Source organism: Nonomuraea monospora, assembly GCF_039531895.1.
GTDB lineage: Bacteria > Actinomycetota > Actinomycetes > Streptosporangiales > Streptosporangiaceae > Nonomuraea > Nonomuraea monospora.
Genome location: NZ_BAAAQX010000013.1, coordinates 88,929 through 102,951, shown reverse-complemented (window position 1 = coordinate 102,951; position 14,023 = coordinate 88,929). Strand labels below are relative to the sequence as shown.

The 14,023-nt window shown below is 71.6% G+C and carries 11 protein-coding genes; 6 read left to right on the top strand and 5 right to left on the bottom strand.

Features of this window, described 5'->3' with window-relative positions; all coding sequences use genetic code 11:
* Window positions 1–17 precede the first annotated feature (17 nt).
* From ABD331_RS25475 to ABD331_RS25465, 3 genes are all read left to right on the top strand, one after another.
* Window positions 18–1,847: an ABC transporter ATP-binding protein gene (locus tag ABD331_RS25475; protein ID WP_344479364.1), complete on the top strand. Its 1,830-nt coding sequence runs from the start codon at window positions 18–20 to the stop codon at window positions 1,845–1,847.
* Window positions 1,847–3,670 carry an ABC transporter ATP-binding protein gene (locus ABD331_RS25470; protein WP_344479362.1) on the top strand — a complete coding sequence of 608 codons (1,824 nt, stop codon included), beginning with the start codon at window positions 1,847–1,849 and terminating at the stop codon, window positions 3,668–3,670. Before ABD331_RS25475 ends, ABD331_RS25470 begins: the two co-directional genes overlap by 1 nt.
* A 142-nt stretch (window positions 3,671–3,812) precedes the next feature.
* Complete coding sequence (locus ABD331_RS25465) at window positions 3,813–5,027, top strand: beta-ketoacyl-[acyl-carrier-protein] synthase family protein (protein ID WP_344479360.1); 1,215 nt, start codon at window positions 3,813–3,815, stop codon at window positions 5,025–5,027.
* Here ABD331_RS25465 and ABD331_RS25460 read toward each other — a convergent pair whose 3' ends face one another.
* Entirely contained in the window at window positions 5,028–6,143 is a 1,116-nt protein-coding gene (locus ABD331_RS25460) for a GH12 family glycosyl hydrolase domain-containing protein (RefSeq protein ID WP_344479358.1), read from the bottom strand.
* A gap of 170 nt (window positions 6,144–6,313) precedes the next feature.
* Between ABD331_RS25460 and ABD331_RS25455 the strand changes: the two genes are divergently transcribed.
* Window positions 6,314–6,847, top strand: a complete 534-nt coding sequence (locus ABD331_RS25455; protein WP_344479355.1) for a hypothetical protein — start codon at window positions 6,314–6,316, stop codon at window positions 6,845–6,847.
* A 133-nt stretch (window positions 6,848–6,980) separates the two neighbouring features.
* Here the strand turns inward: ABD331_RS25455 and ABD331_RS25450 are convergent, their stop codons facing one another.
* From ABD331_RS25450 to ABD331_RS25435, 4 genes are read right to left on the bottom strand one after another with little or no spacing between them, the layout of a single operon-like run.
* Complete coding sequence (locus tag ABD331_RS25450; protein ID WP_344479352.1) at window positions 6,981–7,739, bottom strand: hypothetical protein; 759 nt, start codon at window positions 7,737–7,739, stop codon at window positions 6,981–6,983.
* The gene (locus ABD331_RS25445; RefSeq protein ID WP_344479349.1) at window positions 7,736–8,899 is read right to left on the bottom strand and encodes a vWA domain-containing protein; all 1,164 of its coding nucleotides are present in this window, start codon (window positions 8,897–8,899) and stop codon (window positions 7,736–7,738) included. The genes ABD331_RS25450 and ABD331_RS25445 overlap by 4 nt, the downstream gene beginning before the upstream one ends.
* A gap of 18 nt (window positions 8,900–8,917) precedes the next feature.
* Window positions 8,918–10,033 carry an AAA family ATPase gene (locus ABD331_RS25440; protein WP_344479347.1) on the bottom strand — a complete coding sequence of 372 codons (1,116 nt, stop codon included), beginning with the start codon at window positions 10,031–10,033 and terminating at the stop codon, window positions 8,918–8,920.
* The gene (locus ABD331_RS25435; RefSeq protein WP_344479344.1) at window positions 10,030–11,619 is read right to left on the bottom strand and encodes a serine hydrolase domain-containing protein; all 1,590 of its coding nucleotides are present in this window, start codon (window positions 11,617–11,619) and stop codon (window positions 10,030–10,032) included. Before ABD331_RS25435 ends, ABD331_RS25440 begins: the two co-directional genes overlap by 4 nt.
* 64 nt (window positions 11,620–11,683) lie before the next feature.
* Between ABD331_RS25435 and ABD331_RS25430 the strand changes: the two genes are divergently transcribed.
* On the top strand, window positions 11,684–12,418 hold the full coding sequence (locus ABD331_RS25430) for a Clp protease N-terminal domain-containing protein (protein ID WP_344479342.1): 735 nt from the start codon (window positions 11,684–11,686) through the stop codon (window positions 12,416–12,418).
* Between the two features lie 324 nt (window positions 12,419–12,742).
* The gene (locus ABD331_RS25425; protein WP_344479338.1) at window positions 12,743–13,861 is read left to right on the top strand and encodes a serine hydrolase domain-containing protein; all 1,119 of its coding nucleotides are present in this window, start codon (window positions 12,743–12,745) and stop codon (window positions 13,859–13,861) included.
* Window positions 13,862–14,023 lie beyond the last annotated feature (162 nt).

The following is a 14,023-nucleotide window of genomic DNA, read 5'->3' as shown; positions in this document are numbered from 1 at the left end:
GCCGAGAGGCGTCAGGCATGTCGATCACCAGTGGCTCGGAGTTCTCCGTCTCCGGGCCGCGCTACAACCGGCGCGGCCCGGTGCGCTGGCTCTGGTCGCATCTGCGCCGCCATCCGCTGCACCTGCTCGGGTTCCTCGGCGGGTCGCTCGTCATGGTGGTGCTCAACGCCCTGGTGCCGCAGTTCACGGGTGACGCGTTCGACGCCGTGCTGGGCGTGCGCGGCGAGCCGATGGACGCGCTGGGGTCGATCGCGTGGGCGTTGCTGGCCGTGGTGCTGGCGCGCGGGCTGTTCGACCTGTGGGCGCGGCTGTCGAGCGAGGTGCTGGCCAAGCGGCTGGAGCGGGACGCGCGCGACGAGCTGTACGTGAGCCTGCTCGGCAAGAGCCAGACGTTCCACAACCGGCAGCGGGTCGGCGACCTGATGGCGCGGGCGGCGAACGACATCCGGCAGCTCTCCATCATGATCACGCCGGGCGCCGACCTGATCGTGGACTCGGGGCTGACCGGGCTGGTGCCGCTGTTCTTCATCGCCGCCATCGATCCGCGGCTGCTGCTGGCCCCCGGGGTGTTCGCGGTGGTGTTCGGGTTCGCGCTGTGGCACTACATGCGGCAGCTCAACCCGGTCTCGACCCGGATGCGGGAGGAGTTCGGCGACCTCAATGCGGGGCTCAACCAGGCGGTGCGGGGCATCGAGGTGATCAAGGTGACCGCGCAGGAGGAGCAGGAGCGGCTGCGGTTCCGGGCGAACGCGCGGCGCTACCGCGACTCGTTCGTCCGCAACGGGCTGGTGCAGGCGCGTTACCTGCCGACGCTGCTGTTCGCCTTCGCCATGGCGGGGGCGCTGTGGCACGGCCTCTACCTCCAGGGCATCGGGGCGATCACGATCGGCGAGATGGTCGCGTTCATGGGGCTCATGGGCATGCTCGGGTTCCCCACGCAGATGTCGATCTTCACGTTCTCGCTGATCCAGATCGGCATCGTGTCCGCGCGCCGGATCCTCGGCGTGGTCACGTCCGAGAGCGAGATCGACCAGCGGCCCGACGGGCACGCCGCGCCGATCAGCGGCGAGATCGTCTTCGAGGACGTCACGTTCGGCTACGAGGAGGACGGCGAGCCGGCGCTGCGCGGGGTGACGTTCACGGTGCGGCCGGGGGAGACGGTGGCCGTCGTCGGCGAGACCGGGTCGGGCAAGAGCACGCTGACCAAGCTGGTGCCGCGCATCTACGACGTCACGTCGGGGCGGATCCTGGTGGACGGCGTGGACGTGCGCGAATGGGACCTCGACTCGCTGCGCTCCCAGATCTCCACCATCGAGCAGGACATCGTGCTCTTCTCCCGCTCCGTGGCCGAGAACATCGCCTTCAGCAAGGGCCAGCGGGCCGACCGCGAGGCGGTGGTGGCGGCGGCGCGCGACGCGCAGGCCGCGGAGTTCGTGGAGGAGCTGGACGACGGCTACGACACCGTGATCGGCGAGCGCGGCGTGACGCTGTCCGGCGGGCAGCGGCAGCGGCTGGCGATCGCGCGGGCGCTGCTGACCGACCCGGCGATCCTCGTCCTCGACGACTCCACCAGCGCCATCGACTCCGCCACCGAGGACAAGATCCAGCAGGCCATCGGCCGCATCCTCGACGGGCGCACCACCCTGCTCATCACCCACCGGCTCTCGCAGATCCGCTGGGCCGACAAGGTGCTGCTGCTGCGCCGCGGCCAGGTGGTCGACTTCGGCACCCACGACGAGCTGATCGGGCGCAGCCGCCTCTACCGGCGCGTCTTCGCCCACTACGACGAGGCCGACCTACGCGACGACGGGCCGGTCCTGGCCGGCGAGCAGGGAGGGACGCGCTGATGGGCTTCCTCATGGACGGCCTCGACGCGGAAGACTACGACCGCACCTACAACGACCGCGATCTGCTGCGCCGGATCCTGTCGTACTTCCGGCCCAAGCTGGGCGCCATGATCCTGGTCGCCGTGATGATCGTGCTGGGCTCGGCGGCCCAGGCGGCCATCCCCACGCTGGGCAGCCTGGCCGTCGACGCGATCGCCGACGGCACGATCGGCGACGTGGGATGGCTGCTGATCGCGGGCGTCCTGGGCACCGGGGTGCTGTCGTGGGGCTTCAACTACGTCCGGCAGAAGAACAGCGCGAAGGTGACCGGCGACGTGGTGCTGAGCCTGCGCGAGGACGCCTTCGACGCCGTGCTCAAGCGCGACCTGTCCTTCTACGACGAGACGCCGTCCGGCAAGATCGTCAGCCGGGTGACGTCCGACACCGACGACTTCGCCACCGTCTCCACCCTCACCATGGACCTGATCAGCCAGGTGCTCATGGTCGGCTTCGTCACGGTGCTGCTGTTCGTGCGCAGCGTCGAGCTGGCCCTGCTGACGCTGCTGGTGGTGCCCGTCGTGATGGGGCTGGCGTTGCTGTTCAGACGGCTGGCCAGGGTCAGCACGCGGCGGGCGCAGCGGTCGCTGAGCCGGGTGAACGCCAACCTCCAGGAGACCATGGGCGGCATCGCCGTGGCCAAGAACTTCCGGCAGGAGCAGCAGGTCTACGACGAGTTCCGGCCCATCAACCGGCAGAGCTACCAGGTGACGCTGCGGCAGGGGTTCGTCTTCTCCGCCATCTTCCCGGTGCTCTTCCTGGTGGCCGGGCTCGCCACGGTCGCGCTCGTGCGGCTCGGCGGCGCGTCGGTCGTCGCGGGCGGGCTGTCGGCCGGCGACTGGTACCTGTTCCTGCAAGGCGTGTCGCTCTTCTGGTTCCCGCTGACGTCCATCGCCGCGTTCTGGTCGCAGTTCCAGCAGGGGCTGTCGGCGTCCGAGCGGGTCTTCGCGCTGATCGACGCGCCGCCGCGGGTCGTGCAGACCGACTCCCGGCCCGCCGGGCGGCTGGCCGGGCGCATCGAGTTCGAGGGCGTGACCTTCGGGTACGATCCCGCGCACCCCGTGCTCAACGGCTTCGACCTCGTCATCGAGGCGGGCGAGACCGTGGCGCTGGTGGGCCACACCGGCGCCGGCAAGTCCACGCTCAGCAAGCTGATCACCCGCTTCTACGAGTTCCAGGACGGGCGGCTGCTCATCGACGGCCGCGACATCCGCACCCTGGAGCTGGGCAGCTTCCGCAAGCAGATCGGGGCCGTGCCGCAGGCGCCGTTCCTGTTCAGCGGCACGGTCGCCGACAACATCCGCTACCCGCGGCCCGAGGCCACCGACGAGGAGGTGCTGGCCGCCGCGTCGGCGGTGGGCGGCGGCGACTGGATCGAGGCGCTGCCGAACGGGCTGGAGACGGACGTCGGCGAGCACGGGCGGGCGCTGTCGATGGGGCAGCGGCAGCTCGTCGCGCTGGCCCGGCTGCTCGTGCAGGACCCGGCGATCGTGGTGCTGGACGAGGCCACGGCCAGCGTCGATCCGCTGACCGAGGCGCAGATCCAGGAGGGGCTGGACGTGGTGCTGGCCGGGCGGACGTCGATCGTCATCGCGCACCGGCTGTCCACGATCGAGCACGTGGATCGCATCATCGTGCTGGATCACGGGCGGATCGTGGAGGAGGGGGATCACGGGACGTTGCTGGCCGCCGGCGGGCGGTACTGCCAGGTTTACAACACCTACTTCCGGCATCAGTCGCCGAACTACAAGGCGGGCTCGGGGTTCGTGCCGGTCACTTCCTCGTGAGCTGACGCCGGCCTGGCTCTCCGCTGGCATGGACAGCGTCCACTCGTTGCAGCCGACAAAATCGGTCCGACATTTTGGGTCGTCCGCGACATCTGGCTGCATGGCGAAGCCCTGGCATCGTTCGAAGCAGCGATCAAGGGAGATGCGGATGCAGCACGTGACGGTCACCGGGCTCGGCGCCACCACGCCCCTGGGCGGAGACGTGAGTCAGACCTGGGCGGCCCTGCTGGAGGGCCGTTCCGGGATCACCGCCCTGGAGGACGACTGGGCGCGGGACCTGCCGGTGCGGATGGGCGGGCGGATGCGTACGGACCCCGGCGAGGTGCTGGGCCGGGTGACGGCCCGGCGGCTGGACCGCTGCCAGCAGGCCGCGCTCGTCGCCGTACGGGAGGCGTGGCAGGACGCCGCCGCCCCCGAGGTGGAGCCCGAACGGCTGGCCGTGGTGATCGGCACGGGGGTCGGCGGCGTGCTGACCACGCTGGGCCAGGACGACGTCCTGGAGGCTTCGGGCGCGCGCAAGGTGTCGCCGTACACGGTGCCCATGCTCATGCCCAACGGCCCCGCGGCGGTGGTCAGCATCGAGTTCGGGGCGCGCGGCGGCGCGTACACGCCGGTCAGCGCCTGCGCCTCGGGGGCCGAGGCGATCGCGATGGGCCTGGACCTGATCCGGCTCGGACGGGCGGACGTGGTGATCGCGGGCGGCGCGGAAGCCTGCCTGCATCCGCTGACGATCGCCGGGTTCGCGCAGGCCAAGGCGATGTCCAGGCGCAACGACGCGCCGGAGCAGGCTTCGCGGCCCTTCGACAGCGGCAGGGACGGCTTCGTGCTCGCCGAGGGGGCGGCCATGGTGATCCTGGAGCGGGCCGGGTTCGCCGCGGCGCGGGGCGCTCGGGCGTACGCGATGCTGGCGGGGGCGGGCATCACGTCCGACGCGTACCACATCACCGCGGGCCTTCCCGAAGGGCAGGCCCGCGCGATGCGGCTGGCGATGGAGTCGGCCGGGCTGGGAGCCGGGGACGTGCGGCACGTCAGCGCGCACGCCACCTCCACCCCGCCCGGCGACCTCGCCGAGGCCACCTCGATCAGCCGCGCGGTGGGCACCCACGCCGCCGTCACCGCGATCAAGTCGATGACCGGGCATCTGTGCGGCGCGTCGGGAGCGCTGGGGGCCGTGGCCACGGTCCTCGCGCTGCGGGACGAGGTCGTGCCCGCGACGCGGAACCTGGACGCGCCAGACCCCGAGATCGGGCTCGACCTCGTCTCCGGGAAGCCGCGTCACGGGCGGTTGGGGGCGGCGATGGTCAACTCCTTCGGGTTCGGCGGGCACAACACGTCGCTGGTGTTCACCGCCGCCTGATCAACTGACGTTGACGGAGTAGGCGGTGGTGTCCAGGCGGCCCTGGCCGATGAACACCTCGGTGCCGGCCTGGACGCTCGTCAGGTACTTCGAACTCGCCAGCCACCCCCGGCTCACCAGGTGGTTGAGGAAGTCGCGCAGGTTGAGGTTGACGCTGCTGGTGTTGCCGGTCCGGACGAACGAGTAGACCTCCCAGCCGATGTTGCCCCGGTAGAGGTCCCAGTTCGTGCCGCCCAGGGTGACGGTGGCCTGCCTGGTGCCCACCGGGCCCGCGCCGCCGGTCCGGTACGTCCAGATCATCACCTCGTCGGTGGGGTTGTTCTCCCAGGTGGGGTTGGCGATCGTGTGCAGCCACAGGTCGTAGGCGACGTTCATGGTGCCGGTGGTGGAGACGTTGTAGTTCCACGTGGTGCTCACGTTGCGGTTCGCCGAGACCTGGGTCGGCAGGCCCGTGTTCGACAGCTTCCAGCCCCAGTGCCAGCCGAGGACCGAGCTGGCGTACGACTTGACCTGGTTCGACTGGCCCGACCAGTTCCAGCTCGTGCCCCACGAGATGGTGCTGCCGCTGGTGGAGCCCGCCCAGACGCACTGCGTGCCGGTGCCGGAGTCCTGGCCCCACAGGTTGTTGTTGATCCAGTACTTGCCCATCGTCACCGAGTCGAAGGCGTTGCAGAGCTGGCCCTGTGGCGGGGTGACCGTGGGCGTGGGGGTCGGCTCGCCGGGGGTGGTGCCGCCGGTGCAGGTCACGCCGTTCAGGGTGAACGTGGCGGGGGCGGGGTTCGTGGAGTTGTTCCAGGTGGCGTTGAAGCCGAGGTCGGTGGTGGCGTTCGTGCCGAGGGCGGCGTTCCAGCCGGCGTCGGCGGCGCTCACCTGGCCGCCGTTCTGGGTGAAGGTGGCCTTCCAGCCGGACGTGATCTGCTGGCCGGCGGTGAACGACCAGCCGAGGGTCCAGCCGGTGAGGGGGTCGCCGAGGTTCTTGATGACGACGTTCGCGGAGAAGCCGCCGGACCACTGGTTGGGGACGGTGTAGGTGACCTGGCAGCCGGTCGCGGCTCGGGCGGTGGTGGCGGTGAGGACGGTGGCGGCTGCCACGAGGATGGCGGCCAGCGTTGCCATGCGTATTCTCATTTGTTAATTGTTAGTCGTGTCGACAAACTAACCCCAAAGGTGAGTGCTGCTCCGGCTTGGCGGGCGTGCGGGAAGCGCCAGCGTGTGGAGCTTCGTGGTCGGTGGCACGAGGTGAAACTTTCAAGGAATGTCGGTCATCGGCTCTACGCTCGGCGTCCATGAGCGAATCGAGCGGGTTACCGGACACCGTGCACATCGACCTCCACGTCAGCTACCGGCAGGCGTACCTGATCGACTGCACCGACGACGCCGAGGGCCCCGAGGGCATCCCCGACGACCACCCTGCCCACCCTGTCGGCATCGTCCGCGTCGAGGGCGGGGACGCGTTCCTCATCACCGGCCTGCACACCGGGACGGTCGACTTCACCGTGGTCGTGGCCGGTCGTGACCCCGGGGCGGACGTCGAGGGTTTCGAGGACGTGGTGGAGATCAGCATCTCGTCCGAGTCCGGGCAGTTCCAGCTGCACGAGTGGGGCGGGACGGCTCACGCGCTGCCCGCGCTGCCTGCCGGGCCCGGGTGGTACCGGCTGCGGTACCACGCACGGGGGATGGATGACGCCGTCGATGGCGTGGATCTGTCGGGCGGGCCCGTCGATCACTACCTGTTGCAGATCTGGCCGGCTGAGGAGTCGTTGCCGCAGGTGGTCAAGCACGGCAGCGCGTCGGCCGCGTACTGGCGCCAGCCCGACTGAGGCAGCCCGGCCCGGCATGGCCAGGCTCGGCGTGGTCCTGTCCAGCGCGGCCCGCTCCAGAGCCACCCGGCGCGGCCCAACCCGGCCGAGCGCGGTGCGGAGTGCAGGGTAGGCGGTGGGGTGTGGTGGGGTGTCAGCGGTCGTCGCGGAGGGTGCGGAGGGTTTCGGCTTGTTCGGCGGTGACGCCTTTGGCGCGCTGGGCGACGGCCTCCTCCGGGGTCAGGCCCGCCCCCGCCCAAGACGCCGTCTCCTCGAACGGGATGCCGGCCTGCCACCACGCCCTGGCGACCCCCATCGGGGTGAGGCCGCGCTGGATGTAACGCCTGGCCTCACCGGGCCGTAGCCCCAGCTCCTGCCACATGCGGGCGGTCGGGGCGTCCACGTTCTGGCGGGCCCAGGCGGCGGCCTCGTCGTCCACCCAGTCCGCGCCGCAGTAGCTGTAGATGACCAGGGCGTCGATGTTCCCCAGGCGGGCGATGAACCGCTGGGCCCTGTCGCGGGGATCGCCGCCGCCCGCGAACGCCATCAGGCTGGTGAACGCGTCCCCCGGAGCCGTGGGGTCGTCGAGGCTGCGGGGCTTGCGGCCGTGCTTGAGGTCGTAGGCCTGGTCCGGGGTGTGGCCCTGGCGCTTGAGGGCGATGGCGTCGTCGAGGCCGAACTCGTACTCGTGCCAGAGCAGCGCCTCGGCGGCGGTCAGCCCCGCGGACAGGCACCTGCCGACCGCGCCGGGGGTGACCTGGGCGGTGGTCCACTGGGTGGCCTCGGCGGGGTCGGCGATGCCGGCCCGCCGCCAGGTGACGGCCTGGGCGGGGGACAGCCGCCAGGTCCACCAGCGGCGCGCCTCGGCGGGCGGGATGCCGGCGGCCTCGTACGGGGCCGGGTCGAACGTCATGATGCTCCTTCCACCTGTACGGTCTCCGCCCACTCGGGCGCCTGCCCCGTCGCGTCGAGCAGGGCGACGATGACCCGGGTGGCGGGCGGGCGGTGCGGCCACGGGGTGCGGCCGTCGGTGAGCGCGATGATCAAATCTGGCGGCGGGCGTCTGGCCAGGGCGGCGGCGAAGCCTGCTCGCAGGTCGGTGCCGCCGCCGCCGTCCAGCCGCACGTCCGAGACGCGGCCGATGTTCTGCGGACGGTACGCGCGCGCGTCGCACGTGATCACCGCGAGGAGCCGCCTGCCGATCCCGACGGCCCGCAGCACCCCGGTGACCTCGGCCAGCGCCTGAGCCAGCATGGCTTCGGTGATGGAGCCCGAGGTGTCGATCAGCACGGTCACCGAGGGCAGAGGACGGCGCAGGCTCGGCAGGACGACGCCGGGCAGCGCGGCGGCCCTGCGCGACGGGCGGCGGTAGGTGTAGTCCACGCGGCCCGCCGCCTGGGCGAGGCCGTGGCGCACCTTGGCGGACAGGTGGCGGCGCCAGCTCACGGCCGGTTCGAGCACCTCGCCTGCCCAGCGGAGCCAACCCGCCGGGACGTCGTCCTGGGCGTTCAGGCGTTCGCGGATCCTGCGGGCGGTGTCGAGCGCGGTCAGGCGGGCGGCGGTGGGGGAGAGGCCGGGCAGGTCGTGGTCCCATGCACGGGGCAGGCCGTCGCACCCGCTGCCGCAGTCCCCTGGGGTGTCTCGTGTCTCTTGCAAGGCGTGCCAGTACTGTTCGGCGGTGCAGCCGTCCGGGAGGCCGAGACGGGCTGGAGTGGTCGCGTCGGGTGGGCGGGCGGTGAGGTCGTCGTTGATCTCGGCGTCGGCGGCCAGGTTCCAGGTGCGTTGCTCCTCGGGGGCGGACATGCCCGGGTAGCGGCGGGCGTGCTCCCGTAGCAGGTGCGTCACCTGGTGGATGAGCCAGAAGCCGACCTCGGGGACGGTCTGGCGGGCCAGCTCCTCGGCGCCTACGTACACGTGCCAGCGCTGGTCGGTGGGGAAGCGGCGCAGGTCGGCGGCAGCGTCGGTGATCATGACGGGGTGGAGGGAGAGGAGGGCGCTCGCGAGGTAGGGGGCATGGTGAGCCGCCCACACGCGGGCCGCCGACCACTTCTGCCACAGCTCGGGGCTGGTCACTGCGGCACCCCGTCCGAGCTAGTCACCGAGCAGTCCTGCCGCGCGCAGGATCGGGGTGAGCTCCAGCAGCGCGGACGGGATCGCGGCGCCCGGCGGGCGGTGGCCTGCCAGGGTGCGGGCGGCGAGGGAGGCCACGTCCGGTGCGGTACGGGCGGCCTTGGCGATCACCCGCCAGGCGGCGTCCCACCGGTCCGCGTCCCCGGCGGACACCGCCACCGCCACCACTGAGGTGAGGACGGCGAAGGCGCGGTCGCTGCGGTGGGGGAGGTCGAACGCGTCCGGGTTCGCGAGCACCGCCGTGGGGTCCGGCAGGTCCAGGTGCTCCAGCCAGGACAGGAACTCCAGGGCCGCTCCCTCACCCACGGCCCCTGTCACCAGGACGGCCAGGACCTCGGCTGCGGCACCTGCGGCTTTGCAGGCGGCCATGAGCTTGGCCGTCGCCTCCCAGGAACGAGGGCTGGGCCACCCCTGACTGCCTGCGCCGGTCGCGGTGCCGCCGTTCGACGGGACCCGCAGTGCCAGCGTGGGCCTGACCTCCAGGAACGCCGCCACCGTCGCCCGCGCCTCCACCACCTGCTCCCGGGATGGCGGCTGCGCGAACCCCGACAGTGACGGCGCGGGGAAACCCACGGCCAGCCCCCGTGCGATCTGCCTGCCGTCCACCGGCCAGTTCAGATGAACGAGCCGGTTGGCCAGCGGCGGCGCCAGATCCCACCCGTCGGCCGCCTCCTCGGGCGGGTTGGCGGCGGCGACCACCTGCACCTTGTCCGGCAGCCGTACGTCGCCGACCACCCGCTCCAGCACTACCCGCAACATCGCCGCCTGGACGGCCGGGGGAGCGGTCGTCAGCTCGTCCAGGAAGAGCAGCCCGTGCCCGGCCGTGGCCAGGCGCTGAGCCCAGGCGGGAGGGGTCAGCCGGACGGTGCCGTCGGAGATCACCGGCAGGCCCGCGAAGTCGCTCGGCTCTCTGATCGAGCCTATGACGACCTCGATGGGCCAGTTCAGGGAGTCGGCGAGGGCTACGACGGCTGAGGTCTTGCCGGTGCCGGGGCTGCCCCACAACAGCGTCGGGACGCCCGCTGACACGGCGATCGACAGCGCCTCCAGGACGATCCGCGTGTCTCCGCCGCTCACTGCTTGGCCACCCGCGACGCGTCACCTTCCGTCGCCTGCGCGCCTGCGCCCGCCTGTGACGCGGCGTCTTGCGCCGCCTGCGCGCCTGCGCCCGCCTGTGACGCGGCATCTTGCGCCACCCGCTCTCCTGCGCCCGCCTGCGGAGCCGGGCTGTTCGCCAGTTGCGTCGCCAAGCCAGGCACCCCCAACTGCCCCGCCACCAACGCCAGCTCATGCCCCACGAACTCCCGCCGCACAGTCGCCACGTTGTCCACCAGCGGCGAAGCAGTCAGCCGCACTTCCCTCACCCCCGCCCGGAACGCCTCCACATCCCACGGCAACGCCACTTCAGCCCCCGCGCAGATCCGCGCCACGTCCTCCTCAGAAGGCTGCGACGCGATCCCGAGCCGAGTAGTCAGCCGATCACCGACCATCAGCCCCGCCAGGTAACTCCGCCCAGCGGCAGGGCTACGCCGAGGCCGGGGATCGGCCCCGTGCACCCAGGCGGTGACGATCTCGGCGACCATCCGGGCGGCAGCGTGGCCGGGCCGATCGGACAGCCCGAAGTCACCCAGATCAAGCTGGTTGGCGGAGATCACCAGCGCCACCCGATCCTCGGTCCACCCCCGCGTGAAGTGCGTCCACCCCCACGGGTACTCGCCGCCATGCCCGACGTACGGATGCTCCCCGCCGAACACGTTGAACACCAGCCCCACAGCCAGGTCCGGCCGGGGCCCAGCCAGGGTGCCCCCGGACGCCTGCGCCGTGATCATCTGCGTCGCCAGCTCCCGGGACAGCACCGGAGCCCCGCCGTTGAGCATCGCCAGCACGAACCGGGCATGGTCGGAGGGCGTGCTCAACGCCGACCCCGCCGGATAGTCACCCGGATACAACGTCGGCAACGGCAGCCGCAGCCCCGGCAGGGTCGCGTACCCGGTGGAGCGGCGCGCCAGCAGCTCGGCCGGCACGAAGTCGGGATGCTGCGCCCGGGGGAACACGGTCGACCCCATCCCCAGCGGCTCGAACACGTGCCGCCCCACCCACTCCGAGAACGTCACCCCATCCGGGTTGAGCAGCTCGACGAGGTGCCCGACCAGGGCGATCCCCACGTTGCTGTACTGGTAGGCGGCTCCCACGGGCCCGGCCCAGAACGGGACCATCGTGCCCCCGTACGCGTCGGACCGTTCCGCTTCGAGCACCCGCCGCAGGTGCTCGCCCAGCGGCGGGGGCGGCACCCGGTCGAAGTTGCCCATGCCGACGCCGAGCCCGCTGCGGTGGGTGAGCAGGTCCCGCAGGGTGATGGGCCGCTGTCCGTACGGGTTGACGACGCGGACGTACGGGTCGATCGGCTCGTCCAGCCCGATCACGCCGCGTTCGACGAGCTGGAGGGCGGCGACCCCGGTGTACGGCTTGCAGTCCGATCCGGTGGGCGCGACCGTGTCCGCCGTCATCGGGCGGCCGGTGGCGAGGTCGGCGACTCCGTACGCGCGGGTCAGCGCCACCTCCGTGCCGGCGCCCACCGCGATCGACAAGCCGGGCGTGCCGCAGTGCTCCATGATCTCGGGCACGAACGTGTCGAGTGCCTCTCCCAACGTGCTGATGTCCATGCGTCAAGGCTCGCATTGACACTTCGAAAGTGTCAAGACAATCGTTGACAGTCATAATGGTACGGTGCCACAGCTACCCGACCTCGCCGACCTGCTGTCGATCGTCGAAGAGCGCAGCGCGGACGACACCGACCACCTGAGCCGGCTCACGGTGGCCGAAGGTGTCCTGTCCGACCTGGAGAAAGTCGGCGATCGCCTGCTCGGCTACCTGGTCGAGCTGGCCCGCGCCGAGGGCTGCTCCTGGGCGGACATCGGCGACCATCTCGGCATCAGCCGCCAGGCGGCCCAGCAGCGCTACGGGCGGCGCTGGTCCAGCCTCACCATCGCCGACCTGGCCAAGTCGGGGGCGTTCGAGCGCTACACGGGGCGGGCCAAGGAGACGCTCGAACGGGCGGAGGCGCACGCCCGCCGCCTCGGCCGTCCGTCCATCGAGGCCGGTCACGTGCTGCTCGGCATCCTCGACGACCCGGACACGCTGGCCGTGCGCGCCATCGCCGCCCAGGACGCCGACCCGGCCGCCGTACGCGAAGGACTGGAACGTCGCCTGCCCACCGGGCCCGGGTCACCGGCCGCGCTGTCGGTCGGAGCGGACGCGCGCCGCGCCCTCACTGCCGCGCTGACCGAGACGGCGGAGCTGCGGCACAACTACATCGGCACCGAGCACATGCTGCTCGGGCTGCTGCACGACAGGTCGGGGGTGGCGGGGAAGCTGCTGTGGGAGCACGGGATCGCACTGGACCCGACCCGCGCCGCCGTCCGCGCCGCACTGGAAGCGTTCCTACGCGCCCGGGAGGCATAACGCGCCCGGAAGGCGTCACGCGCCCGGAAGGCGTCACGCGCCCGGAAGGCGTCACGCGCCCGGAAGGCGTCACGCGCCCGGAAGGCGTCACGCGCCCGGAAGGCGTCACGCGCCCGAGAGGCGTCACGCGCCCGGGAGACGTAATGCGCCCGTCAGGCATTACGCGCCCGGGAGGCACGATGCGCCCGGGAGGCCACGACGCGCCCCCGGAAGTAAGGAGCGTCGCCGGTTCAGGCGAACGGCCGAATGGTAGGGCTGGCCCTACCGATGATCGTCCCGTATACGGGATCGCTACCAGCTCATGACCGTCCGTAGTTTAGAAGCATGATCGAAACGAGCTTGCGCCGGTGGTCCGGCGCCTCCGCCCTCGTCCTCGCCGTCTTCTGCGGCAGCGCCACGCAGGCCGCCGCCGCCTCCCCGTCCACGCAGGCGACCCTGAACGAGCTCGTCACCAAGGACGGTTTCCCCGGCTCCCTCGCCTCCGTGCAGTCCCGCGGCGGCCGGCTGCGTGACTACACCGCCGGGGCGAAGGGACGGCCGCCCGCTGACGCTTACGTCCGCATCGGCAGCAACACCAAGACCTTCACCGCAGTGACCGTCCTGCAGCTCGTCGGCGAGGGCAAGGTCAAGCTGGACGCCCCCGTCGAGACGTACCTGCCCGGACTGCTGCGCGGCGACGGCATCGACGGACGCCGCATCACCGTACGCCAACTGCTGCAGCACACCAGCGGCCTGCCCGAGTACACCGACGTGCTGCTGGCCGAGGGCATCCTGCCCATCCTCCACACGCACTACGAGCCTCGGCAGCTCCTCGACCTCGCGCTCAGCAAGAAGGCCCAGTTCGCGCCCGGCGCCAAATGGGCCTACACCAACACCAACTACATCGTCGCGGGCCTGCTCATCGAGAAGGTCACCGGTCACCGCGCCGCCGAGGAGATCACCCGGCGCACCGTCTCGAAGATCGGGCTGACCCGGACGTACTTTCCCGGCGACGGCGATCAGAAGGTGCGCCGTCCGTACGCCACCGGCTACCACCGCGACGACCCCGAGCAGCCGATGACCGACGTCACCGAGTTCGACCCGTCCCAGGCCTGGACCGCCGGGCAGATGATCTCCACGCCCAGCGACCTGAACCGCTTCTTCACCGCGCTCCTCGACGGCAAGCTGCTCAAGCCCGCCCAGCTCAAGGAGATGCGCACCACCGTCGCCGCGCCGCAGTTCGGCCGCGAGGGGCGGTACGGGCTTGGGGTGAGCAGCGTGAAGCTGTCGTGCGGCGTGACCGCTTGGGGGCATGGTGGCTCCATCCCCGGCTACTACACCGCCAACGCCGCCACCGAGGACGGCCGCGCCGCCGCCGTCGCCGTCACCCACCTGCCCACCACGGTTCCCGCCCAGCAGCGGGTCGAGGCCGCCGTGGACACCGCCATCTGCTCCCAGCGCTGAGGCGCCCTGGTGGGCACCGCGCTCGGGGTTGCGGCGGCTCGCGAAGAGCACCGCCATCTCGGTCAGCGTTGAGGCTGGCGGCGGTCTCGCCATCTGCCCCCAGCGTCGAAGCTCGCGGCGTCATAGCCGTCTGGGTCCCAGCGCCGAGGCTGGCGGTGGGTG

What these genes read in the sequence shown, in the direction of transcription:
- ABD331_RS25455 (WP_344479355.1), top strand. Translation starts at nt 6,314, where the DNA reads ATGAGCGAATCGAGCGGGTTACCGGACACCGTGCACATCGACCTCCAC.
- ABD331_RS25425 (WP_344479338.1), top strand. Translation starts at nt 12,743, where the DNA reads ATGATCGAAACGAGCTTGCGCCGGTGGTCCGGCGCCTCCGCCCTCGTC.
- ABD331_RS25435 (WP_344479344.1), bottom strand. Translation starts at nt 11,619, where the DNA reads ATGGACATCAGCACGTTGGGAGAGGCACTCGACACGTTCGTGCCCGAG.
- ABD331_RS25465 (WP_344479360.1), top strand. Translation starts at nt 3,813, where the DNA reads ATGCGGATGCAGCACGTGACGGTCACCGGGCTCGGCGCCACCACGCCC.
- ABD331_RS25475 (WP_344479364.1), top strand. Translation starts at nt 18, where the DNA reads ATGTCGATCACCAGTGGCTCGGAGTTCTCCGTCTCCGGGCCGCGCTAC.
- ABD331_RS25450 (WP_344479352.1), bottom strand. Translation starts at nt 7,739, where the DNA reads ATGACGTTCGACCCGGCCCCGTACGAGGCCGCCGGCATCCCGCCCGCC.
- ABD331_RS25470 (WP_344479362.1), top strand. Translation starts at nt 1,847, where the DNA reads ATGGGCTTCCTCATGGACGGCCTCGACGCGGAAGACTACGACCGCACC.
- ABD331_RS25460 (WP_344479358.1), bottom strand. Translation starts at nt 6,143, where the DNA reads ATGGCAACGCTGGCCGCCATCCTCGTGGCAGCCGCCACCGTCCTCACC.